Here is a 22,235-nt window from a genome sequence, read left to right as displayed (position 1 = left end):
CGTTAATAGGGTCTATTATCTTTTATAAGTACCGTCTGGTAGTTTTGCCGGCATTTTATATGTTGGATTTGTAAATATTGCCCAGGCTTTTGTATCTGTTGCTTCTACTTTGGCTCTGGTGTTTAATCTCCATTCGTTATCAATTTCACCTAATCTATTTTCTTGTGCACCGAGCATAGAACTCATTATCCAATATAAATATTCGCCGACCTGGCAATTATAATCACAAGTGGTATCATCATAAGTATACCAGGCATTGGCTGGATAGGTAGCTGGTGGAGATTGAAAGTTACCCCCTCGAGCAATATCCATTGCTTTACTGATTTCTGATCCAGATTGAGAACTAAAAACATTAGGATAGGCTCTTTCATGACCGCCATTAGTAACAATGTGCCATACTTCTTCTAAAGCAGCATCAAATGATCCCGTATGCCCATTTGTATGCCATGTTGGTACGGTTTCGTCTGCACCTAAATCTTGTCCCACTTCAAATCCATTAGGGGGATTAAAATTATCTCTATCTGCTTCTGTTTTCCACATAAATAAAAAAGCTTTGTTAGATTTCATCGAATTGTGGATTGTTGTATTATCAATCGAACCATCTTCATCATTATCTAAATACTGAGCCATTAAATTAGCAGCATGCAATAGTTTAACATCTTCTACCGCAGTTACCGCATAAATTGGAATGTCAAAAACCATAACTTTTCTGTTAAATGCCCCAAAGCCCGTATCTGTATTTTCTACAATTTTAAAATTTGGGTCATTCCCAGGATTAATTGTTCCTGTTATTGGTATTGTTGCAATATCATCATCATTTGAGCAGGCTACACAATTTAAAATAGTGCAGGCTACCACTAACATATTTAATATTTTAAAATGGTTTTTCATACTTTATTATTTTGTTATTTTATATTGGGTTATCTCTTCTTCAGTCATCCAGTGTACGCTTTCTGCCGGAGCAGCTTTAATAGTGAAATAATAAAAATCTTCTGCTTCTTTCTGCGTAAATCCTACCGACTTGTAATAATTGATATATGGTAAATGCACAGCATGACCTACAGGGTATGAAGTAGCTATTGGTTCTCCGGGAGCAGCTCCCCAGGAATGTACTCCGATGCGACTCCCTTGTTCGCGTGTTCTTTTTATCCCTCCGACATACATATCTACAGCTCCAGAAGCAATGACCGAACGAGCAGATAAATGAAATTCTATACCACTATCATGCATTTTTTTGGAAACGACCAAATTAGCATCATCATCCGAAGATCCAGGACAATCCAACATATTTATCCTTTTCAATTTGGGGTATTTTGCCAGTAAATTATTAAAATGGGCAGGGGTACTACTTGTTATCGTACCATTCATTTCTGCAGTCGTTTCATTTATTGATTTAAAGATTCCAAAATCGCTTTGTGCTACATTGTTATCATCATCATTAGTACATGCTAAAAAGCTTATGGAGATTAAAAACAGGATGATAAGTTGATTTCTTTTCATTTTCATAATTCTAAAATTTTATCGTTTATATCTACAACATCTAAATGACGCTAAACCCTAAAAATTATTCCATCTAACAAGTCCGAATGCTTCTATCTGGACTTTTTTAATTACTACTAGGTTGGTTTATAGCACTTATGGCATTTACTGTGAAATTACCTAGAACAACTTTATTTGAGCTAGAGTTCGTAATATTTCCTACAAGATTTACAGGAGGAGTTGCAAACAATTGACTTGGGTCTCCAGAGCTTTCACTATCATTTGCTTCTAATTGTAAACTTTGGTTTAAGTAAAACTGGTAAGAGTCGAAATTGATATTACAAAACGTGACTCGTATTTCATTATATATGATTGCGATATCCTCATCGTCTTCCTGCAACCTAAATAAATCAACTTCTACAGATGCGCTTTCTTTACCATCAAATACTACATCATTAGATTGTGATGTATTAGATGAGACTAATTGCCCTTCATTAAATAACGCTACAGTAAACTTATAAAAGTTAGTATCGTTACCTGGGTCACTAAACTCTATCTCTAAAATATCTCCATTTTTAATTTTTGTATTGCTAATAGGAACAACAGGTTTTAACAGTTCTTCTTTTGATTTAAATAGAGTTCCATCATTTAATCGCACTTCTATCCAATACGAATGACCTATTGTAGTCGAAATAGATTGAGCTGAAGTATAGACGCCTTGATCAATCACAAAATCATCTGTAACTAGATTGGTATTTCCCGAAGTATCCTTTGCATACAACGATACCGAAGCATCATTTACAGGTTTTGAAGTTGAAGAATCCTGCAAAGGAACCGATTGTTGAATGCGTATCGAAACCGGAGCAATCTCATTAGAAATAGATCCAAAAATGATAGTCTGAGGCTCATGAGGTACATCAACACTTATTTCTTTGGTACAACTAGAAATACAAAGTATAAGTAAACTACTTGCTATGATTTTTATATATATACTTTTCATCTTACTTAAAATTTAAAATTATAGGTTATAAAAGGTACTGGTGCACCGATTACAGAATATTGAAATGTTTTTAACTGATTATTTCTCACCGAAGAATACACCGAAAACGGGTTTTTATGGCTGTATACGTTGTAGACTCCAAATACCCAACTACCACTCCACCTTCTATTTGCTTTCTTTTTAGGTGTATATGTAAAAGAAATATCTAGTCTATGGGTAGGCTTTAGTCGAAATGCGTTCCTATCTGAGTAGGTGAAAAATTGGTTTCCGCCCACCTCAAACTTACCTGTTGCATAAGTTGTGGGTCTACCCGTTTGATATGTAAAAAAAGCTCCGACACTCCATTTTTTGGACAACTCATAATTAGAGGTGATATTAAAAATATGAGGACGATCGTAATTAGAAGGATAATAATTTCCGCTATTAATATTCTCAGAATTAAATGAACTTGTAGTCTTTCTTTTGGTTACCGAATACGTATAATTAGCATTTCCTGTGAGCTTTCCTTTTGTTTTATACCCACTTAATTCTAAGCCATAAGAATATCCTTTTGCAGTTAATAGCTGAGTTTCTAAGTTTTCATTCAAAAACAAATCTGCCCCATTTTTATATTCTACCAGGTTTTTAAAAGTCTTGTAGTATCCTTCTACAGAAAAGTTATATTTCCTGTTAGGGGTATCATAAGCATATCCGGCAGAAATCTGATTCACTTCTAAAGGTTTTATATGATATCCTGCAGGTTTCCAAATATCAAAGGGTAGCGTAGAGTAACTATTAGAAATTAGATGTATATATTGAAACATCCTGTTGTATCCCAATTTTATAGCTTTCCTATTATTAAGATCATATTTAAGCGCTAATCGAGGTTCAAAACCATGATAATTTTTAATCACTTCATTGCTTTTATAACTACGTGACCCTGTAATACTACTCACAGTTTGTGGTACCTGTGTATCATAAAAGGATACTTTATTCGGTCCTAAGTTTCCGAACCAGGAATATCGGAGACCTATATTTGCAGAAAACTTATTTAATTTCTTTTCATAAGAAACATAAGGTGCTATTTCCAGACCTTTTTCTGTTCCAAAGTTCACTGTATTTATAGAAGTATCATTTCCTGTAATCTTTGCAGGGGTAAAACGATATAATGTACTATTTACCCCAAAGCGAATTTTGGTATCTGTATTCTGAAAGAATGTAAAATCGGGTTTAAGTATCCAATTTTCTACAGCCGATTTCCAGGTAAAATTACTAGCCGATCCGGCAGGCCCACCACTACTGTTTTCTGATGACAATGAGTAATTATAACGACTGAAGACTCCTGATAAATTCATAAATAATCTTTCAGAAAAAATGTGATTCCATCGTATTGTTGCTGTACTGTTTTTCCAGGCAAAATTTATACTTTCATTAGTATTTTGTTGGGTGTTTTGTTGATCCTCATCGGTATCATCAAATTTTAGTTTCATCACATCGGCTCCAAAATATCCAGAGGCGAATAGTTTGTTTTTTTCGTTGATATCCCAAGAGAGTTTAGCATTTAAATCATAGAAATACACTTTATTTCCTTTTAAACTTTTTATAAGCGGGAATGCTAAATCAAAATAGGAACGCCTACCAGAGACTAAATAACTTAGTTTATCTTTTTTAATAGGCCCTTCGAGAGTTAATCTTGAAAACAAGAGACCTAGTCCTCCTTCTCCTTTAAATTGTTTATTACTTCCTTCTCGCTGTCTAATATCTAATACCGAAGAAGCTCTACCTCCATATCTTGCAGGAATCCCTCCTTTGTATAATTTCATATCTTTTATCGCATCCGAATTAAAAATGGAAAAGAATCCCCATACATGCGAAGAGTTATAGATGGGTGCTTCGTCCAGAAGAATCAAATTTTGATCAATATTACCTCCTCTTACATTAAAACCTGACGTCCCTTCTCCTACAGAAGACACTCCTGCTTGTGTAAGCATAGCTCTGGTTACATCTGGTTCTCCTAATAAAGCTGGTAGTTTTTTTATATCCTGAGGTTTCAGATTTATAGAACCAGCAATAATGTTTCCTGTCTGACTTTTGTTATTTGTATTGGTTGTTATAACAACTTCATCCAAATTATTGCTGATCGGCTTTAATTCGATGTTTATTTTTTTACTTCCCGTTAGATCAATATTTTGAATGATATCCTCATAACCGAGATAAGAAATAATCAACATATGTTCTCCTTCTTTAAGAGTTAAAGAAAAGAATCCATATTCATTGGTTACAGCTCCTTTCCCTGATTGCTTATCATAGATTGTAGCTCCCAATAGTGTCTCTCCTGTAGTGCTATCTTTAATAGATCCACTAATACTATGAGACTGGGCCTGTAACGTATAAAAGGAAGAAAAAAGGGTGAAAATTAAAAAGAGGTTTTTCATAAATTGTATGTATAAAAATTAGGTACATACAAAATAACGCCCCTATCCAGGCATAGTTTCACTCAACAAGTCCGGCTGCTTCTATTCGGACTTTTTTAGCGACAGCTCATACTGTTTGGGGGTCACACCTTCTAGAGTCTTGAAGGTATTATAAAATGTTGATTTAGAAGAAAAACCTGCTTCTTGAGCTATCCCTAAAATCGATAACTGTTGAGCCATTGGAGTTTGTACTAACCTTTTGAATTCTGCTACCCGAAAACTATTAATAAAATGATAAAAATTAGTTTTAGCATGAATATTTATGAGTTTGGAGAGTTCCTTTTCTTTTATTTGAAGAGATTCGGAGAGTGTTCGTAGATTTAATTCAGAATTTGCATACAATTTTTCTTCTTCGATGATTATTGTAACTTCTTCAAAACGTTTCTGATCTTCGGGACATATTTCATAGTTACTAATAGTATCCTCTTTTAAGGATTCAAGAAATTGATTTTCTGAATCACGTACAAAAAGATGCGTTTTAAATATTTCTGATTGAGAGAACCCATTGTAGGCGATCCAATACACCAATATGAATGAAAGCACTATCGAAATCGAATCAAGATATGGATCTATCATTTCTTCTTCAAAACCTATAAAACCTTCTACAAAATCAAATACTATAAACGCAAAACTAATATAAATGATAGTCTTTATCCAGGATAGTCTCTTATTTTCTAATTCTGAATAGAAATCATTTAATTCTGATTTAAGTTCTCGTAATTTTTTCAAAATCAGCACGAACAATATAATTTCAATTACATATTCGATTAAATCGATAATCCAAAAAACTTCTTCAGTGTTAATAATGAAAAGAATAATCAAATACACCAAAAACAGAGGAATGAACACATAAGTTAGCATTTTTACATAAGGTCTATTTATCGTTTGATAAGTATACATGTATAATAATGGAGCGATACATAAAGAAATAAGAAAAAGAATGCGATCAAATATATCACCCTCTTCTATTTCATAATCCAGTAAATCGACAAAAATACTCAACGAGAAAATCCAAAGAAATACTCCTAAAAAAATATTGGCTTTTTTATTAGCAGATTTCATAGTAAAAAAGAGAAGCCCCAACATCAAAGCCCCAGAAAATGTAAGAAGCTCTAAAATTGAGAAAAAAGATAGCTCTATATTCATACATCCAAAGTAAGAATTATTTGATAAGATTTTAAAGAACCACCATTTGTTTTCTAATAATAAAACTCTTTTAAAAAAATAAACGCTTGCGAATAATCATTCACAAGCGTTTCTATCATAAAAAATCAATCATCAATCATGAAATAATCACATTTCATTTTTTTTTATAATCCTACAGTTTATTGCTTAGAAGCACCTATTTCTTTAACGATATCTTTGGTTGTAAAAACATGACTAGCTATCATTTGAAAGTTTACTACTGCTGCCTCATAAGCATTTAGACCTGGCAAAATAGCTCCTGCGGTTGCATCTTTTACTACAGCAACATCAAAACCAGATTCAATAAGATCTCTCATATGGGATTCTGTACAAAGGTTTGCAGACATACCTGCCAATATTACTTTACTATACCCATGTTTGCGTAATTGTAAAGCCAAATCGTTGGATTCTGGTCCATATACTTTGTGAGGGCTTGTTACAATCACATTATCCTTTTTAATGTATTTTTTGTATTTATCCAACCAGTCTGCTCCAGAACCTTCAAAACCTTCTGTAGATAATGCATCTTTTCTATCAAACATATTGATTTTATGCATTAATGCTTCTAATGCTCCTTCTATTTTCCAGGTATGATCATGAGGATAATAATAATGTGGAGAAACAAAAACAGTAATGTTTTTTTGTTGGGCTACCTTAAATAATGCTTCGATATTATCAACAGTATTATTTGCGGTAACACTTTCTCCTACTACTCCCCAGGTTACACCATTAGGGCTTAAAAAATCGTTTTGGGGATCTGTAATTACGATTGCTGTATTTTGATCTACAGTAAATCCGGGATCAGGTAATTGTGCATACACACTTGTTAGACCTGATATGATTAAAGTTACTATTATTACTAAATTTTTCATTGTCTTATTCTTTAGATTAATACTCAATTTGACAATGCAAAGATGGTGTAGAGAAGCAGGTTCTTGTTAGGTAACTATTCCCGAAGTGTTGGCAATTTTTCCTAGCTTACTTTTCCTTTGAATTCTGAAGGAGAAATCCCTTCCTGATTTTTAAAAAATCTACTGAATGCCTGTACGTCCTCATATCCGATTTCATAAGCGATTTCTTTTATCTGCATATTTGTATAATGCAAAAGTCTTCTTGCTTCCAGCATTTTACGATCTTGTATATATTGCAAAGGCGTTTTGGAACCCATCTTTGAAAAAATATTAGACAATGTCTTTGGAGACTTGTACAACAACTCGGCATACTCAGATACATGATGCTTTGTCTTGAAGTGTTGTTCTACCAAAAAATTAAACTCTCTTACAATATCAGAATCTGCTTTTTCATTGGGAAAATTCTCTTTTGACTTATAAATTCTGGCACATAGAATCAAGTATCGTTTAAGCATCATTTGCAACATCTCTATTTGCAAACTATCATTAGATTGCATCTCTATAGTAAACATTTTCCATAACGTCTCAAATTTGTCTAATTCTTCGTCTGGAATTTGAATGATTGGTAATTGTGATGCTCCAAAGAATAAAATACCCTTACAACCTACTTCTGTATCATGATCTAGAATACAATAGAAAGGCCTATTAAATCTTAAAAATCTAATACATTCAATATTTTTGATTACTACATTGTGAAACTCTGTTAAGAAAACAATTTCATTCTTAGAGAATACTTGCTTCTTTCCATCAATTATGAGTTCATTTTGATCTGATTCAAACCACAGAATAGTCAAACTACTTTCTATAGTTTCATTTAGTATTTTACTATTTTGACTATTGATTGTTTCTAATTGAAGATACTCCTTTATGTTTCCTAAAAATATCATATAAAGTATAGTTACGGTAATTCTGTTTCTTTTGTACCTTCTTGAACAACTAAATTAGTTAATTCTGACTCTTTTTTTGTTTTTCTGGTAAACAAATATATCCAAAATATTCTGGCATATTTATAGTTTGTAGTACTCAGCAATATTGCACTGACAGATAAAATAATAAAGAAGTGAATTGGCTTTGTTATAAAAAAACTGCTTAACAAATAAATTGCAATCCCTTCGGCAACAGTTAAACCATAACTCACATACATTGCTCCGTAAAAGTAACCTGGTTCAATCAAAAATTTATGATTGCAATGTGGACATTTCTCATTCATTTTAGGCAATTGCAATGCGAACACCCCTCTTTTTTTAATAAAAATATCTCCTTCTTCACACTTTGAACATTTTCCCTTTAAGATATTTACCACAGTTTTCATAAAACTATTATTTTTACTGCAAAATATAGATATTTCAGCATTTGTATATTTTATTATTTACACTTTTATTTGTATAATTAAGACATTATTGACATATGACGAATCTTCCTATTTTAGATATTACACAATTTCACGATACCGGAAGCATTGAAAATTTTTATGCAAATGACTTTACAACTCATTTATTAAATAATCGAGATATAATATCACATCCACACAAGCATAATTTTTATCTTTCTGTTTTGTTTATTGAAGGAACAGGAGTTCACGAAATTGATTTTGAATCCTATCAAATTAAACCCGGTAGTGTTTTTCTTTTAAGGCCTGGCCAGACACATTTTTGGAAATTTACTACAAAAGGTAAAGGGTATATTATTTTTCATTCTAAAGAATTTTATGAAGCAATATGTCAAAATAAAAACCTTTCTATATTTCCGTTTTTTTTCTCAAATCAAAACTCTCCCTGTATCTATCTGGATAAAAAAACACAGGTATTGATTGAGCCTCTTTTTGTTTCTATTTTAAATGAATCTCGATCTAACGCATTATTAAAAAAACAGAAACTAGTTAATCTTATTGATTTAATTTATATAGAATTATCACGTCTTGTTCTAAAGGATAATTTTGAAGATCTGATAAACTCTAAAAATCTTACGATGAAACTACATAAGTTTGAGCAATTGATTGAGGAAAAATATAAGAGGGAAAAATCTGCTATTGCATATGCAGAAACTATGAATATAAGTGTAAAGCATCTAAATCGAATATGTAAAGAGACCGTCGGAAAAACGACAACAGATCTTATTTTAGAAAGAGTTATTCTGGAAGCTAAAAGACAAATTTTATATTCTGAAAATAATTTAACAGAGATCGCCTGGGATTTAGGGTATGATGATTATTCTCATTTTTCAAAATTATTTAAACAAAAAAGCGGTATGTCTCCTTCTCAATTTCAAAAAATGTATCTACAAAAAACTTAAGTTTTTATCCTTGCATCACAACTCTTTTTTTGTTTAAATAGTTCTGGTCATATGATTATTATGAATAAGTTACTATTTTTGCATAGCAAATTTCTACTATGACGCCCACTAAAACTCTGTTAATCTGCATTTTACTTATTTCTACTTTCACAATTCATTCTCAGGATTCTCAAGATGTGCAAGATTCTCAAAATGTTAGTGACACACTAGACACTCAACATAAAATGACCACCTGGCAAATGATAAAGCATGATGGTGTGTCTGTTTATGGTGGTGTAAAACATGTTTACACAAGTCCATTAAGGTGGAAAGAAAAAGACTGGCTAACCTTTGGTGGAGTTATCGCCGGGAATGCTATTCTTTTGGCAGTAGATGAGCCTGCCGACGAGGTATTCACAAAACAAGGAGATGGGGTTCCTGATCTTATAAAAGAAGCTGGTTTTAGATTTGGGAAACCTCTATTAAACTATGGTTTAACGACTAGCGTTTATGCTTTAGGACTTATTACAAAAAATGAAAAAATCAGACGAACTGGCGTTCTTCTTATTGCATCTGCAACTGCAGGAGGACTTCTTCAAACATTAGGTAAAACTGCTGTGGGTCGTGCACGACCACTAGAAGGTGAAGGAAACTTAAGTTTCCGTTTTTGGTCTAATGAAGCTGGATATCACTCCTTTCCCTCTGGGCATGCAATTTTGGCGTTTACTACAGCACATGCATTTGCTAAACAATTTGATAACTTATTTGTGAAGGGTGGAATTTATGCTCTAGGCCTGATCACTCCAGTTTCGCGATTGTGGGATGGTGCACATTGGTTGACCGACGTAACACTTGGGTTAGTAATGAGTGTATTTATTGTTGACAGTGTTGATAATTATCTAAAGAAGGATAAACGTTATGCTTTTGGCTCTAAAAAACAAAAAATTCGATGGAATTTACGAGTAGGTGTAGGGCAAATAGGCGTTGTTGGTAGGTTTTAACCTATTTTACACAAATTCTTTTTCATAATAAGTAGTAGCATCCTGTAATAACAAATCAAGATATCTGTTTTCGGTTTCGATACGAATTTCATCCCAGTTTAAATATTCAACAATATCTTCTTGAATCAATAATCGATATTTATGAACACTATTAATATCAAAATAGAGTCTTCCTGTTCTTCTCACAAAGAAATCTGCTAAGCTATTAGTCATTTCGTAATGCACACAATACCATAGCTCTGCCCGTATCAATCGTTCTGCTACCTCATCATTAAGAAAATAATTTACCTTACCAATAATGATATCTGCTTGTTTGCCATAAGTCGAAGTAAGGTACCAACCATAATAGGAATCCTCTATTTTTAAAGCTTTGAGTTGTTGGGTAATCTTATGCTGGTATGCATGTACTTCTTCGGTGTCTTTAAGAGGTGTACTGGTTAGCGGTATTTTCTGGGTATGTGATTCAGAAAACTTACTGCTCGTTTTATCACTCATGGTTTTAAGTACCGTATCGATTACACGTTGTGCCATTTTACGATATCCGGTAAGTTTTCCTCCTGCTATAGAAATCAATCCTGTTTTTGACACAAAGATTTCGTCTTTTCTAGATAATTCTGAAGGGTCTTTACCATCCTCATGAATCAAAGGTCGTATTCCTGCCCAATTCGACTCAATATCATCTCTGGTAAGTTTCAAACCTGGAAACATATGATTTACAGCTTTCAGCAAATATCCTGCATCTTCTTTTGTAGCAACTACCCGATTAAGGTTTGCATTATAATTTGTATCTGTAGTTCCTACATAAGTTGCTCTTCCTCGAGGGATCGCAAAAATCATCCTTCCGTCTGGGACATCAAAGTAAATAGATTGTGTAAGAGGAAACCGTTCTCTTGAGAAAACAAGATGAACACCTTTGGTTAAATGTAAATGCTTACTACTCATCGAGTGATCTTTTTCTCGTAGCAAATCTACCCAAGGTCCTGCTGCCGAAACATAATTTCTAGATCGAATTGAAAAACTTTTCTTCGTATTATGATCTGTGCATTTTAGGCTTCTAATCTTACCTTCTTCATCATAATTAAAAGAAGTCATTTCACAATAATTGATACTATTAGCACCAAAAGAAGCTGCCTTTTTTAGTAACTCTATAGTAAGTCTTGCATCATCTGTCCTATATTCTGCATAATACCCTCCTCCTGTAAGTCCTTCTTTACTAAGTAAAGGTTCTTTATTTAATGTCTCTTGTGCGCTAAGCATTTTTCGTTTATCATCACCTTCTACATTAGCCAAAAAATCATAGATTTTTAATCCTATAGATGCCATAATCTTACCATACGTGCCCCCTTCGATAATGGGAAGTAACATCTTTTCTGGCATCACCAAATGTGGAGCTAATTTATGTACTATTGCCCGTTCACTTCCTGATTCTTTAACCAGGCCTATTTCCATTTGTTTTAGATACCTAAGTCCTCCATGAATAAGTTTAGTAGATTTATTACTGGTACCCGAGGCAAAATCATTTTTCTCTACCAGGCACACCTTTAAACCTCTAGAAGCAGCATCTAAAGCAGTTCCTGCTCCTGTAACTCCTCCTCCGATCACAACAAGATCGTACGTTTCGTTTTTTGCATTTCGCAACTGCATATCACGATCTAAAACTGAAAATCTAATCGAATTTTCTTCTTTTGCGACACCCTTATCTTTGTTCACTATAATTGTTTAGATGTTTGCCTCTGCTTATATTTTAATGGGTAGAATCTCTTAAAATTAAAGATGTTTTGACGATCTCGGTATTTGTCTTATAATTTTCAACAAAATCATCCAGTTGGTTCACTAAAATCTGAGCAGCTTTTACTCCTAAGTCCTCGGCATGTTGAGAAACAGTTGTAAGTTTTGGGTACGAATATTTAGACAACAAACCATCGGTAAATCCAATAACCGAAATATCCTCAGGAATTTTGTATCCTAACTTATGTGACATATTTATAGTAATAGCAGCAGCCGTCTCATCTAATCCAAGAACCGCATCAATATCATTGTTCTTAAGAAATTTCTCTATTTCTTGTTCATTAGTATTAGAATCCTTCACTACCAATTCTATTAAGGATACTGGATCATTAACACCTATAGCTTCTCTTGCCCCTTCTAAACGTAACTTAGCTACGCTTAGGCCTCCAATTGTTGTAATTACGGCTATCTTTTTACAACCAGTATCAATAAGATATTTCGCCGCTGTTTTTGAAGCTTGTTTATCATCTACAATCACTTTATCACATTCGATCTCTTCTGTCACTCTATCAAACATTACTATGGGCACATTATCTCTTTTTAGTTCTTTAAAATGTTCGAATTCATTAAGAACTTGTGTTTCATGACTTAGTGATACTATAAAACCATCAACGCTACTATAGTTTAACATCTCTACATATTCTACTTCTTTTTTATAAGACTCATTTGTAATACAAGTCACAATTTTGTATCCATTTTCTGAAGCTTCCTGTTCAATTCCATTAAGGACTTTTGCAAAAAAATGATTGAGAATTTCGGGTAATATTACTCCAATAGTTTTGGTTTTATTACTCTTTAAACTTACCGCCAGTGCATTTGGTTTATAGTTATAAAAATCTGCAAGTTCATGTACTCTGGTAATTGTCTTTTGACTAATCTCTGAGTCGTTTTTTAACGATTTTGAAACTGTAGAAATAGAAAGATTTAATTCTCTGGCAAGTTGTTTTAAGGTTACTTTTTTCCTCATAGCTTCAATTTTGGCTTCATAGTATTAAAAGAAGAACTGTCGAACTTCAACGCCTAAATTAAGCTTTTTTCTTAACGTAATATTAATATCGTGATTAGTTTGTAGTGTAATTCCTATATTTTTGCCAAAAAAATAGTTCATTTATTAATTAGGGTTTTTTATCTTACATATCTTTAAGAATTTACATACTTTTTAAAGAAATAAATAATTTCTAATGTAAGTATAACATACCATCAACGACATAATATTGCATGTCTGTAACTCAAAAAAAACAATCCCATATGTCAAAAACATATTATGATCCTGCCGACTTAAGAAAATTTGGAAAAATCACTGAATGGAGTGAAGAATTAGGCACCAAATTCTTTGATTACTACGGTAAGGTCTTTGAAGAAGGAGCACTAAGTGCCCGAGAAAAATCATTAATTGCACTTGCTGTTTCTCATGTTGTGAAATGCCCTTACTGTATAGATGCTTATACCAAAGATGGGCTACAACGAGGGATTACAAAAGAAGAAATGATGGAGGCTGTACATGCTGGTGCTGCTATAGAAAGTGGTGCCACTTTGGTTCATGGAGTACAGATGATGAACAAATATGATAAGCTTTCTATGTAAGTAGATTTGGTCTTACCAGGAACAAAAATTTATAAGCCACTTATCCTGGCTTGTTTTTGAACTAAGTGAAATCAAAAAAGATCAATCCAAATTAGATAAGTCCCAAAAGAAATATAATCCAAGAACGGAAGATGTCAGAAGCTAAAACAAAACAATCTTTACATAAGCGAAATGATCAGTTAGCAAATGCTAACAGGCAATTAGAAATCCTGAATAATGGTATTTTTGCTAGTGGTGAACTCCCCAGATTTGCTGATAAAATAGCAGAAATTGGTCATACTACCTTGCGCCCCAATAAGCTTGAAATTTTACAGATTAATGTAGGGTATATGTGCAATCAGGTTTGTGAACATTGTCATGTGGATGCAGGCCCCGATCGTAAAGAAATTATGACCAGAGAAACCATGCAACAATGCTTGGATGTTATTAAAAAAACTGGTGCGCATACCTTAGACTTAACCGGAGGAGCTCCAGAAATGAATCCTAACTTTAGATGGTTTGTAGAAGAAGCAAGTAAAGCAGGAATCAAAGATTTTATTGTGCGTAGTAATCTTACTATAATTAGAGCAAATAAAAAATACCATGACCTTCCTGATTTTTTCAAAAAACATAACGTACATGTAGTCTCTTCTATGCCTCACTGGACCAGAGGAAAAACAGATAAGCAACGTGGTAATGGTGTTTTTGACAAGTCTATAAAAGCACTTCAGGAGCTTAATGACAGAGGATACGGTATGCCCGACAGTAGCTTGAGGTTAGATTTGGTATACAATCCTTCGGGAGCATTTTTACCGGGAGATCAGGCATCAATGGAGAAAGATTTTAAAAAGGCATTGTTAGAAGATTTCAATATCCAATTTCATAATCTTTTTGCCATTACCAATTTACCCATTAGTAGGTTTTTGGATTACCTAATCGCTTCAGAAAATTATGAAGATTATATGTATGCCTTGGTAGAAGCGTATAATCCAGATGCGGTAGCAAATATAATGTGTACTAATACCATCTCTATAAGTTGGGATGGGTGGTTATATGATTGTGATTTTAATCAGATGCTAGATCTTAAAGTAGCAAGTAAAGTAAAACATATAAGTGAATATAACGAAGAATTACTTCAGGACAGAAATATTATCATTTCGCAACATTGTTATGGATGTACGGCGGGAGCAGGAAGTAGTTGCCAGGGAACAGTAGCTTAATATTTCTTGAGATTCTAAATGAAGATTTTTATACTTTCAATATCATTATTTTTTTCAATTATAGCTAGTGCTCAGAATTCATTAGATGAATTGCTACATCAATACAATAACGAAAGTATTCCTTATATTTCAGTTTCAACATTAAAAGCCATTCAGGATACAGTATTAGTATTCGATGCAAGAGAGAAAAAAGAATATCAGATAAGTCATTTAAAAGAAGCAATTCATGTTGGGTATGATTATTTCAAAATAGAATCTATTACACAACAACATATCTCAAAAGATTCTCATATAGTCGTTTATTGCAGTATTGGCATTCGATCAGAAGATATCTCAGAACAGCTAAAAAAAGCTGGATATATCAATGTTTATAATTTGTATGGTGGTATTTTTGAATGGAAAAATAAAGGCCTCCCTATTCTAAATTCTAAAGAAGAATTAACAGATGAAGTCCATACCTATTCTGAAGAATGGAGTAAATGGTTACATAAAGAAAAAAAAACGCCTTGAATTGAAAGAAAAAAATCTACTTCTAATCTTTACCCGAAATCCAGAATTGGGTAAATGTAAAACCAGACTGGCAGCCACTATTGGAGATCAGCCAGCTTTGGATATTTATAAATTCCTACTACAACATACAGTTGAAATTACTAAAAATGTAGAAGTTCATAAAGAAGTTCATTATTCTGTACAAATAAGAGATAATGACTATTGGAATCCAGAGATTTATACCAAAAAGCAGCAGATTGGAGATGATTTGGGACAGCGAATGGAGTATGCTTTTGCAGCAGGTTTTGCTAATGGATATCAAAACATTATCATTATCGGAAGTGATATGTACGATTTAACCCAAAAAGATATAGAAAATGCATTTCTGGCTTTGACATCTCATGAGTATGTAATTGGCCCTGCAGAAGATGGAGGATACTATTTATTTGGAATGAAATCCTTAAATTCACAAGTTTTTAAAAACAAAACCTGGGGAACAGAAACTGTTCTTAAGGATACACTAAACAATATTCAAAAAGAAAACCTAAAATTATTGGAAGAACGCAATGATATTGATTATTATGAAGATATTAAAGACATTGCTGTTTTTCAAAAATTTCTAAGCTAACAAAACAATATGATCAAATACATCGAAGAAACCACAGAATTCCTTCAGAAAAAAGGCTTTGAAAACCCTGAAATAGGAATCATACTAGGAACTGGATTAGGACAATTAATTAATGAAATAGATATCATTAAAGAAGTAAGTTATAATCATATTCCAAATTTCCCAACAGCTACTGTAGAATTTCATAAAGGAAAATTAATTTATGGAAAACTAGAAGGTAAAAATGTAATAGTCATGCAAGGGCGTTTTCATCTTTACGAAGGATATTCGCTTCAGGATGTTACCTACCCGGTACGTATCATGCACAAACTAGGAATCAAAACTTTATTAGTTTCTAATGCTTCTGGAGCTGTTAATCTCGATTTCAAAAAAGGAGAATTAATGCTTATCGATGATCATATTAATTTACAAGGAAGTTCACCTCTGGCTTTTAAAGGTGTAGAACAGTTAGGAAGTCGTTTTACAGATATGAGTGCTCCTTATGATGTAAATATAAGTGCAAAACTTGAATCTATAGCCAGAGATAATAAAATCAACCTTCATAAAGGAGTATATGCGTCTGTAGTAGGACCTCAACTCGAAACTCGTGCAGAGTATCGTTATCTTAAAATTATCGGTGCCGATGCAGTAGGAATGAGTACCGTTCCCGAAGTGATTGTAGCTAATCATCTGGATCTATCTGTAGCAGCTGTTTCCGTTCTTACTGACGAATGTGATCCCGATAATTTAAAACCGATCAATATCGATGAAATTATTGCAATGGCAGGAAAAGCAGAGCCAGAAATGATCCTATTATTTAAAGAATTAATAAAATCATTGTAAGTAGCAGTGAAAGTTTTTTCCTCGCTTTTCGACAAAACTGATTATAACCCAAAATAACTTATATTTCCATCCTAATTGGAAAGACAAAAATTAATATATGAGCTACTTAAATACCACTCACGATGTGTATAAAGAAGCAGCATTAACTCCAGATGTAGGTTTATGCTGTACTACTAACCCAATCTGGGAACTACCAGGGCTTAAGATTCCTAAAATTATGCAGGAAATGAATTATGGCTGTGGTAGTACGGTAAATGCACGTGATTTGACTAATTCTCCAAAAACCTTATATGTAGGTGTTGGAGGTGGAATGGAATTATTACAATTTTCATATTTTTCTCGTCAAAAAGGTGGTGTTATAGGAATTGATGTTGTTAATGAAATGTTGGAAGCTTCTCGTAAGAATTTTGAAGAAGCTGAAGTTCAAAATGACTGGTTTAAAAGTGAGTTCGTTGATCTAAGGTATGGAGATGCTCTTAATCTTCCTGTAGAAGATAACAGTATTGATGTTGCTGCACAAAATTGTTTGTTTAATATTTTTAAAGCCGATGATCTTCGAAAAGCAATCGAAGAAATGTATCGTGTATTAAAACCACATGGAAGATTGGTTATGAGTGATCCAACTTGTGAGCAACCGATGAATGATACATTGCGTAATGACGAGCGATTAAGAGCTTTATGCTTAAGCGGAAGTTTACCTATTGCAGAATATGTAAAAGCGTTAACCGATGTAGGTTTTGGTACTATAGAAATCAGAGCGCGTAAACCTTATAGAATTTTGGATCCAAAACATTATGATACCGATGAATTGATCTACATTGAGTCTATAGAAGTAGCTGCAATCAAAGACCCAATGCCAAAAGATGGTCCCTGTGTATTTACAGGAAAAGCGGCTATATACTTTGGAGACGAAGATTATTTTGATGATAAAAAAGGCCACGTATTACTTAAGAATCAACCCATAGCAATATGCGATAAAACTGCTAGTGCCATAGCTGATTTAAACAGAGATGATATATTTATTAGCGAATCTACCTACCATTATGATGGAGGTGGGTGCTGTTAAAAGCGAGGGCTAATTAACTATAACCTGAGAAGTCGAAGACAAGTATTTGCCTTCGGCTTCTTTTTTTTGTTTTCTTTTATGAATACTGTAAGGTAACCCAAAACAATACGTCGGATTATGGACAATTAATTCTTAACTACATACATCCCAATGATATTGATTCTTCTTTTTATTGCTGCTTGTTTTTTGGCGTATAGTAATGGTGCAAATGATAATTTTAAAGGCGTTGCCACACTATTCGGAAGCGGAACTACTAATTACAAAAAAGCAATAAATTGGGCTACAATAACAACATTCTCAGGTTCTGTTGCTGCTATCTTTTTAGCAGAAGAACTGGTAAAAAACTTTTCTGGAAAAGGACTGGTTCCTAATGAATTAATCCAGATGCCAATTTTTGCAATCTCTATTGCTCTTGGAGCTGCTTTTACCGTATTTATTGCCACAAAAATAGGAATGCCAATATCAACAACTCATAGCCTTGTAGGTGCTCTTTTTGGCGCCGGAGTAATGGCCATTGGTACCGAGTTTAATTTTGCAAAACTTGGAAAAACGTTTTTAGTTCCTCTTATTGTAAGTCCATTAATGGCAGCTATATTAAGTTTATTATTATATATCATTTTTAGATATATCAGGAAAAAACTAAATATTACAAAAAACAGTGGTATCTATATCGATAAAAAGCAAGAAGCAGAAGCGATAACAGTTTCTGCACATCATATGAATACAGTTGCCGCAGAACCCAAGATTACAGCTTCTATCCATCACACCAAAGTAGAGACCTATAATGGAAAATTATTAGGTATTAATTCACAGAAAATATTAGACAGTTTACATTACCTAAGTGCTGGGATTGTTAGTTTTGCACGAGGACTTAATGATACTCCTAAGATTGTAGGGTTACTATTGATCATTAATGCTTTGGATATTAAGTGGGGGATGATTGCTGTTGCTATAACCATGGCATTAGGAGGACTTATAAATGCCAAAAAAGTTGGTGTTATTATGAGTAAAAAAATCACTCCTATGAATTCTGGTCAAGGGTTTACCGCTAACATGATCACTGGTCTATTAGTAACTACAGCAAGTATTCATGGCTTACCCGTTTCTACAACACATGTATCTGTTGGCTCTATATTTGGAATTGGCACCGTAACCAAAAAAGCAAATCCAAAGATGATTTCTAAAATATTATTATCCTGGGTACTCACACTTCCAATAGCAGCTATTGCTAGCGGATTATTATTTAAGTTGCTTCAAAATATAGTATAATCGAATTTCAAAATTTATGAAGTTTGATTAAATCCATATGTTACATTTCTAAATCATAATTCTTAAATCCGTAAAGACTTTAAAGTCAATAAATTGTTATCTTTAGAAAGCAAATCATTTTAAAGATAAAATATCATGGATAGAAGACAATGGTTAAAATCTACTTCGCTGGGAGGGAGTTTTGCATTATTAGGAGGTCTAGGTATCACTAATGCTCTAACATTAGAAGAAATCAATACATTCAACCCCAGACCGCTATCAAAACGTATACGATTAAGTTCTAATGAGAATCCTTATGGCCCTTCAGAAAAGGTAAGAAAAGCTATAATAACTGCTTTTGATCATAGCTGTAGATACCCATATGCATATGCCGATGAATTAGCCACAATTTTAGCTCAAAAAGAAGGAGTAACCAAAGATCATATTATCATCTGCGGTGGTTCTACAGAAGGGCTAAAAATCACCGGGCTTACTTTTGCTGCAAATGGAGGAGAAATTATTGCAGGAAAGCCTACTTTTCTGGCAATGATGACCTATGCTAAGCAATGGGGAGCAGAAGTGAATTGGGTCCCTGTAGGTGACGATAAAGGATACGATATGGCCGAGATCGAAAAACGAATTTCTTCAAAAACAAAACTAGTTTTTCTCTGCAACCCCAATAATCCAACTTCTACTGTTCTCCCTTCAAAAAAGTTAATAGATTTTTGTGATACTATAAGTAATAAGACTATTTTATTTAGTGATGAAGCTTATTATGACTATATCGAAGATTCTAATTATCCTTCGATGGTCGAACTCGTAAAACAAGAAAAAGATGTCATCGTATCCAGAACATTTTCAAAAGTATATGGTATGGCGGGTCTTCGTATTGGTTATCTTATTGCAAAACCAGCTTTAGCAGAAAAACTTCGAAGAAATATGGTGGCCTATAGTAATGTTCCTGCTATCGCCGCAGCTAAAGAAGCATTGAATGACAAAGAGTTTTATAACTTTAGCCTACAAAAAACTCGGGAAGCAAAAGATATGATTTATAAAACTCTGGATACTTTTAAACTCCCTTACGTAAAATCACATACCAACTTTATCTTCTTCAAATCTGGAAAAGATATACGCACATTGCATAAAGAAATGTTAGAAAAAGGAGTTTTAATTGGTCGACCATTTCCTCCTTTCTTTGATTGGTGTAGAATAAGTACAGGAACTATCGAAGAGGTCACACTTTTCAACCAGGCGTTAGCCAGTCTTTATGAATAGCACACAGTATCATTATAAACTAGATGCTAACATTTATAGCCATCATTTTTAAAGAAACAAATCGCATAACACACTACAAATAGTCTATTAACCCATTAAACATTAGTCTTTTACCCCTTGATCACTATTTATATAATACTTTATTTTAAGTTCCAATATTAACAAAAAAAAAAAAACGAATATGGACTTAGGAGAAGTAAAAATTGCGGTCGGTATCAACGTAGATATTATTAAGGGGATTGTTACTCATTTATATGCTACAGAAGTTATTCCTTCATCATTTGAATTTGGAGATATTCAAATTCAAATCAATGAACCAACAGTAGAGGTCAGAGAACCTGCCACTAACAATGCCAGGCTAGGTTTGCATATTACCGGTGAGTTTAAGAATGGAGATTCTGATGCTTCTCCATTTGATATTTGGATGAAACTTAGACCTTTTGTAAGAAGTGTTTCTGGTTCATCTCCCGTTGCAGCATTATCTGTTGAAGAGGTAGAAGAAGCTACCCCAGAAGATATCGGCGGACTTGTAGGTACATTTGCTACTGGTTTAATCGATGATATTTTACAAAATATGGATATTCCTATTTATAATTCGCTAATCGGAGGAATAGAAGGTTCTGTCTTTGAAGAAGATGAAATCCCTAACAGATCCACTTGGAATACCGATTTCTATCTGGGGGCTGTCTCACAAATAGAACATGTACAGGTTGGATTTCCGCCGGGACAACCGCAAAACCCTCAAGTAAACGATAGTACGATGTTGGACACTACTCCTGCATTAATTGCCACATTGGCATTACCTGGGGAATCCGCCCAGATGCCTGAAAACCATTCTATTGTTCCAGAAAATACCGGGATCCAAATTATTATATCCAGAGATGCTATGGACACTGTATTAGCCAAAAAAGCAGAAGAAAAAGTAGGAGAAAGTATCGAAGGAGCCACTATAAATGCTATGCAAATGAGTATGCATGATTTAGGAATTCAGATAAGTGGTGAGGCCGAAAAATCGGGAGCAACTATAGAATGGGATGGGGTTTTACTCTTATTTTTTAGAAAATTCTACAATGTAAAAGGCTCTATTCGCTGGCATGATGGATTTGTAAATGTATTTACCAGCGGAATTGATGTTGATGTAGATATCCCTTGGTATATCAAACTGTTGAGAGCATTTTTATTCGTTTTAGGGCCTATTGGCTGGATACTTGATGCTACTTTAATTGCTCCAAAAATCAGTGAGGCAGACGAGGCACCTGATCTTGTAAGAGGAGCTTTTAGAGAAGAAGTTGGCGAAGCACTGCAAGATATGATTGGTAACGTTGGAGGACTTTCTGGAGAAGATGAAGTTCCTTTTATGGATTTTGGGCAAGATTCCTGGGTTCTTAATGGGCATTACACACATAGTATTCTTGCTTTTTCAGGACTCAATCGTGATCAAATAGCTAATGTAGAACATGATGTATTCGAAATAGAAGGCGCTCACGGTTCTTCGGTAGGAATGATTAACCTGGCTAGTGGATATCGACTTCATCCCGAAGAATTGGGTAGATTATTAAAGAAAGGTATTATGGAAATTCCAAATGTACATGGTGTAGAAGCCGATTATGGATTCTATGTTAGAACAAATCCTAATGATGATACTACAGATAATTTGGTAGACCCTTTAGAGATTCATACAGATTGATCATCTATAATTCTATTTTGATAGAGTTAAGTTAAAAAGCGTCAATTCAAGTGTTTCTCCTAAAATCGAAGTACTTGAATTGGCAAATTTCAAAATAAAAAATGAACTCATCTTGACGTTTAGTTTTTCAGAGAATCTTCATCTTACTC

Annotated in this window: 21 protein-coding genes; 11 read left to right on the top strand and 10 right to left on the bottom strand. The window is 33.6% G+C overall.

Annotated elements, in window-relative coordinates; translation table 11 throughout:
• Window positions 1–15 precede the first annotated feature (15 nt).
• From DG435_RS23620 to DG435_RS23585, 8 genes are all read right to left on the bottom strand, one after another.
• Window positions 16–891 (bottom strand): hypothetical protein, encoded by an 876-nt coding sequence (locus DG435_RS23620; protein ID WP_159025411.1) that lies wholly within the window; start codon window positions 889–891, stop codon window positions 16–18.
• Between the two features lie 6 nt (window positions 892–897).
• Window positions 898–1,506: an alpha/beta hydrolase gene (locus DG435_RS23615; protein ID WP_106790731.1), complete on the bottom strand. Its 609-nt coding sequence runs from the start codon at window positions 1,504–1,506 to the stop codon at window positions 898–900.
• Window positions 1,507–1,606: 100 nt separating this feature from the next.
• Window positions 1,607–2,479: a DUF4249 family protein gene (locus DG435_RS23610; RefSeq protein ID WP_106790730.1), complete on the bottom strand. Its 873-nt coding sequence runs from the start codon at window positions 2,477–2,479 to the stop codon at window positions 1,607–1,609.
• Between the two features lie 5 nt (window positions 2,480–2,484).
• A complete protein-coding gene (locus tag DG435_RS23605) occupies window positions 2,485–4,893 on the bottom strand; it encodes a TonB-dependent receptor (protein ID WP_106790729.1) in 2,409 nt (802 codons plus the stop codon).
• An 81-nt stretch (window positions 4,894–4,974) separates the two neighbouring features.
• On the bottom strand, window positions 4,975–6,078 hold the full coding sequence (locus DG435_RS23600) for an AraC family transcriptional regulator (protein WP_106790728.1): 1,104 nt from the start codon (window positions 6,076–6,078) through the stop codon (window positions 4,975–4,977).
• A gap of 179 nt (window positions 6,079–6,257) precedes the next feature.
• On the bottom strand, window positions 6,258–6,989 hold the full coding sequence (locus DG435_RS23595) for an isochorismatase family protein (protein WP_106790727.1): 732 nt from the start codon (window positions 6,987–6,989) through the stop codon (window positions 6,258–6,260).
• A 101-nt stretch (window positions 6,990–7,090) separates the two neighbouring features.
• A complete protein-coding gene (locus DG435_RS23590) occupies window positions 7,091–7,915 on the bottom strand; it encodes an AraC family transcriptional regulator (protein WP_106790726.1) in 825 nt (274 codons plus the stop codon).
• A gap of 11 nt (window positions 7,916–7,926) precedes the next feature.
• Window positions 7,927–8,340: a DUF983 domain-containing protein gene (locus DG435_RS23585; protein WP_106790725.1), complete on the bottom strand. Its 414-nt coding sequence runs from the start codon at window positions 8,338–8,340 to the stop codon at window positions 7,927–7,929.
• A gap of 95 nt (window positions 8,341–8,435) precedes the next feature.
• Here DG435_RS23585 and DG435_RS23580 point away from each other — a divergent pair, with 95 nt between their 5' ends.
• Complete coding sequence (locus tag DG435_RS23580; protein WP_106790724.1) at window positions 8,436–9,320, top strand: AraC family transcriptional regulator; 885 nt, start codon at window positions 8,436–8,438, stop codon at window positions 9,318–9,320.
• A gap of 98 nt (window positions 9,321–9,418) precedes the next feature.
• On the top strand, window positions 9,419–10,300 hold the full coding sequence (locus tag DG435_RS23575) for a phosphatase PAP2 family protein (protein ID WP_106790723.1): 882 nt from the start codon (window positions 9,419–9,421) through the stop codon (window positions 10,298–10,300).
• Between the two features lie 6 nt (window positions 10,301–10,306).
• On the opposite strand, the gene DG435_RS23570 is transcribed toward DG435_RS23575, so the two are convergent.
• On the bottom strand, window positions 10,307–12,010 hold the full coding sequence (locus DG435_RS23570) for a glycerol-3-phosphate dehydrogenase/oxidase (RefSeq protein ID WP_234387018.1): 1,704 nt from the start codon (window positions 12,008–12,010) through the stop codon (window positions 10,307–10,309).
• A gap of 34 nt (window positions 12,011–12,044) precedes the next feature.
• Window positions 12,045–13,055, bottom strand: a complete 1,011-nt coding sequence (locus DG435_RS23565; RefSeq protein ID WP_106790722.1) for a LacI family DNA-binding transcriptional regulator — start codon at window positions 13,053–13,055, stop codon at window positions 12,045–12,047.
• Window positions 13,056–13,336: 281 nt separating this feature from the next.
• On the opposite strand from DG435_RS23565, the gene DG435_RS23560 reads away from it, so the two are divergent.
• From DG435_RS23560 to DG435_RS23520, 9 genes are all read left to right on the top strand, one after another.
• The gene (locus tag DG435_RS23560) at window positions 13,337–13,672 is read left to right on the top strand and encodes an arsenosugar biosynthesis-associated peroxidase-like protein (RefSeq protein ID WP_024771685.1); all 336 of its coding nucleotides are present in this window, start codon (window positions 13,337–13,339) and stop codon (window positions 13,670–13,672) included.
• A 131-nt stretch (window positions 13,673–13,803) separates the two neighbouring features.
• Window positions 13,804–14,871 (top strand): arsenosugar biosynthesis radical SAM (seleno)protein ArsS, encoded by a 1,068-nt coding sequence (gene arsS / locus DG435_RS23555; protein ID WP_106790721.1) that lies wholly within the window; start codon window positions 13,804–13,806, stop codon window positions 14,869–14,871.
• Between the two features lie 18 nt (window positions 14,872–14,889).
• Complete coding sequence (locus tag DG435_RS23550) at window positions 14,890–15,381, top strand: rhodanese-like domain-containing protein (protein WP_106790720.1); 492 nt, start codon at window positions 14,890–14,892, stop codon at window positions 15,379–15,381.
• Window position 15,382: 1 nt separating this feature from the next.
• Window positions 15,383–15,988, top strand: a complete 606-nt coding sequence (locus DG435_RS23545) for a TIGR04282 family arsenosugar biosynthesis glycosyltransferase (RefSeq protein ID WP_234387017.1) — start codon at window positions 15,383–15,385, stop codon at window positions 15,986–15,988.
• Window positions 15,989–15,997: 9 nt separating this feature from the next.
• A complete protein-coding gene (locus tag DG435_RS23540) occupies window positions 15,998–16,810 on the top strand; it encodes a purine-nucleoside phosphorylase (RefSeq protein WP_106790718.1) in 813 nt (270 codons plus the stop codon).
• A 97-nt stretch (window positions 16,811–16,907) separates the two neighbouring features.
• Entirely contained in the window at window positions 16,908–17,876 is a 969-nt protein-coding gene (gene arsM, locus DG435_RS23535) for an arsenosugar biosynthesis arsenite methyltransferase ArsM (RefSeq protein WP_106790717.1), read from the top strand.
• Window positions 17,877–18,026: 150 nt separating this feature from the next.
• Entirely contained in the window at window positions 18,027–19,145 is a 1,119-nt protein-coding gene (locus tag DG435_RS23530; protein WP_106790716.1) for an inorganic phosphate transporter, read from the top strand.
• Window positions 19,146–19,280: 135 nt separating this feature from the next.
• Complete coding sequence (locus DG435_RS23525) at window positions 19,281–20,399, top strand: histidinol-phosphate transaminase (protein ID WP_106790715.1); 1,119 nt, start codon at window positions 19,281–19,283, stop codon at window positions 20,397–20,399.
• A 181-nt stretch (window positions 20,400–20,580) separates the two neighbouring features.
• On the top strand, window positions 20,581–22,086 hold the full coding sequence (locus DG435_RS23520) for a hypothetical protein (RefSeq protein ID WP_106790714.1): 1,506 nt from the start codon (window positions 20,581–20,583) through the stop codon (window positions 22,084–22,086).
• The last annotated feature ends 149 nt before the right edge of the window (window positions 22,087–22,235 follow it).

The sequence above is a fragment of the Aquimarina sp. Aq78 genome, assembly GCF_900299525.1.
GTDB lineage: Bacteria > Bacteroidota > Bacteroidia > Flavobacteriales > Flavobacteriaceae > Aquimarina.
The sequence above is the reverse complement of the archived record's forward strand: the minus strand, read 5'-3'. Positions and strand labels throughout refer to the sequence as shown.

Excerpts from the sequence above, each read along its gene's own strand:
- DG435_RS23615 (WP_106790731.1), bottom strand. The coding sequence starts at position 1,506 with ATGAAAATGAAAAGAAATCAACTTATCATCCTGTTTTTAATCTCCATA.
- DG435_RS23605 (WP_106790729.1), bottom strand. The coding sequence starts at position 4,893 with ATGAAAAACCTCTTTTTAATTTTCACCCTTTTTTCTTCCTTTTATACG.
- DG435_RS23585 (WP_106790725.1), bottom strand. The coding sequence starts at position 8,340 with ATGAAAACTGTGGTAAATATCTTAAAGGGAAAATGTTCAAAGTGTGAA.
- arsM (WP_106790717.1), top strand. The coding sequence starts at position 16,908 with ATGAGCTACTTAAATACCACTCACGATGTGTATAAAGAAGCAGCATTA.
- DG435_RS23580 (WP_106790724.1), top strand. The coding sequence starts at position 8,436 with ATGACGAATCTTCCTATTTTAGATATTACACAATTTCACGATACCGGA.
- DG435_RS23595 (WP_106790727.1), bottom strand. The coding sequence starts at position 6,989 with ATGAAAAATTTAGTAATAATAGTAACTTTAATCATATCAGGTCTAACA.
- DG435_RS23590 (WP_106790726.1), bottom strand. The coding sequence starts at position 7,915 with ATGATATTTTTAGGAAACATAAAGGAGTATCTTCAATTAGAAACAATC.
- DG435_RS23520 (WP_106790714.1), top strand. The coding sequence starts at position 20,581 with ATGGACTTAGGAGAAGTAAAAATTGCGGTCGGTATCAACGTAGATATT.
- DG435_RS23525 (WP_106790715.1), top strand. The coding sequence starts at position 19,281 with ATGGATAGAAGACAATGGTTAAAATCTACTTCGCTGGGAGGGAGTTTT.
- DG435_RS23565 (WP_106790722.1), bottom strand. The coding sequence starts at position 13,055 with ATGAGGAAAAAAGTAACCTTAAAACAACTTGCCAGAGAATTAAATCTT.
- DG435_RS23620 (WP_159025411.1), bottom strand. The coding sequence starts at position 891 with ATGAAAAACCATTTTAAAATATTAAATATGTTAGTGGTAGCCTGCACT.
- DG435_RS23530 (WP_106790716.1), top strand. The coding sequence starts at position 18,027 with ATGATATTGATTCTTCTTTTTATTGCTGCTTGTTTTTTGGCGTATAGT.
- DG435_RS23575 (WP_106790723.1), top strand. The coding sequence starts at position 9,419 with ATGACGCCCACTAAAACTCTGTTAATCTGCATTTTACTTATTTCTACT.
- arsS (WP_106790721.1), top strand. The coding sequence starts at position 13,804 with ATGTCAGAAGCTAAAACAAAACAATCTTTACATAAGCGAAATGATCAG.
- DG435_RS23560 (WP_024771685.1), top strand. The coding sequence starts at position 13,337 with ATGTCAAAAACATATTATGATCCTGCCGACTTAAGAAAATTTGGAAAA.
- DG435_RS23600 (WP_106790728.1), bottom strand. The coding sequence starts at position 6,078 with ATGAATATAGAGCTATCTTTTTTCTCAATTTTAGAGCTTCTTACATTT.
- DG435_RS23550 (WP_106790720.1), top strand. The coding sequence starts at position 14,890 with ATGAAGATTTTTATACTTTCAATATCATTATTTTTTTCAATTATAGCT.
- DG435_RS23610 (WP_106790730.1), bottom strand. The coding sequence starts at position 2,479 with ATGAAAAGTATATATATAAAAATCATAGCAAGTAGTTTACTTATACTT.
- DG435_RS23540 (WP_106790718.1), top strand. The coding sequence starts at position 15,998 with ATGATCAAATACATCGAAGAAACCACAGAATTCCTTCAGAAAAAAGGC.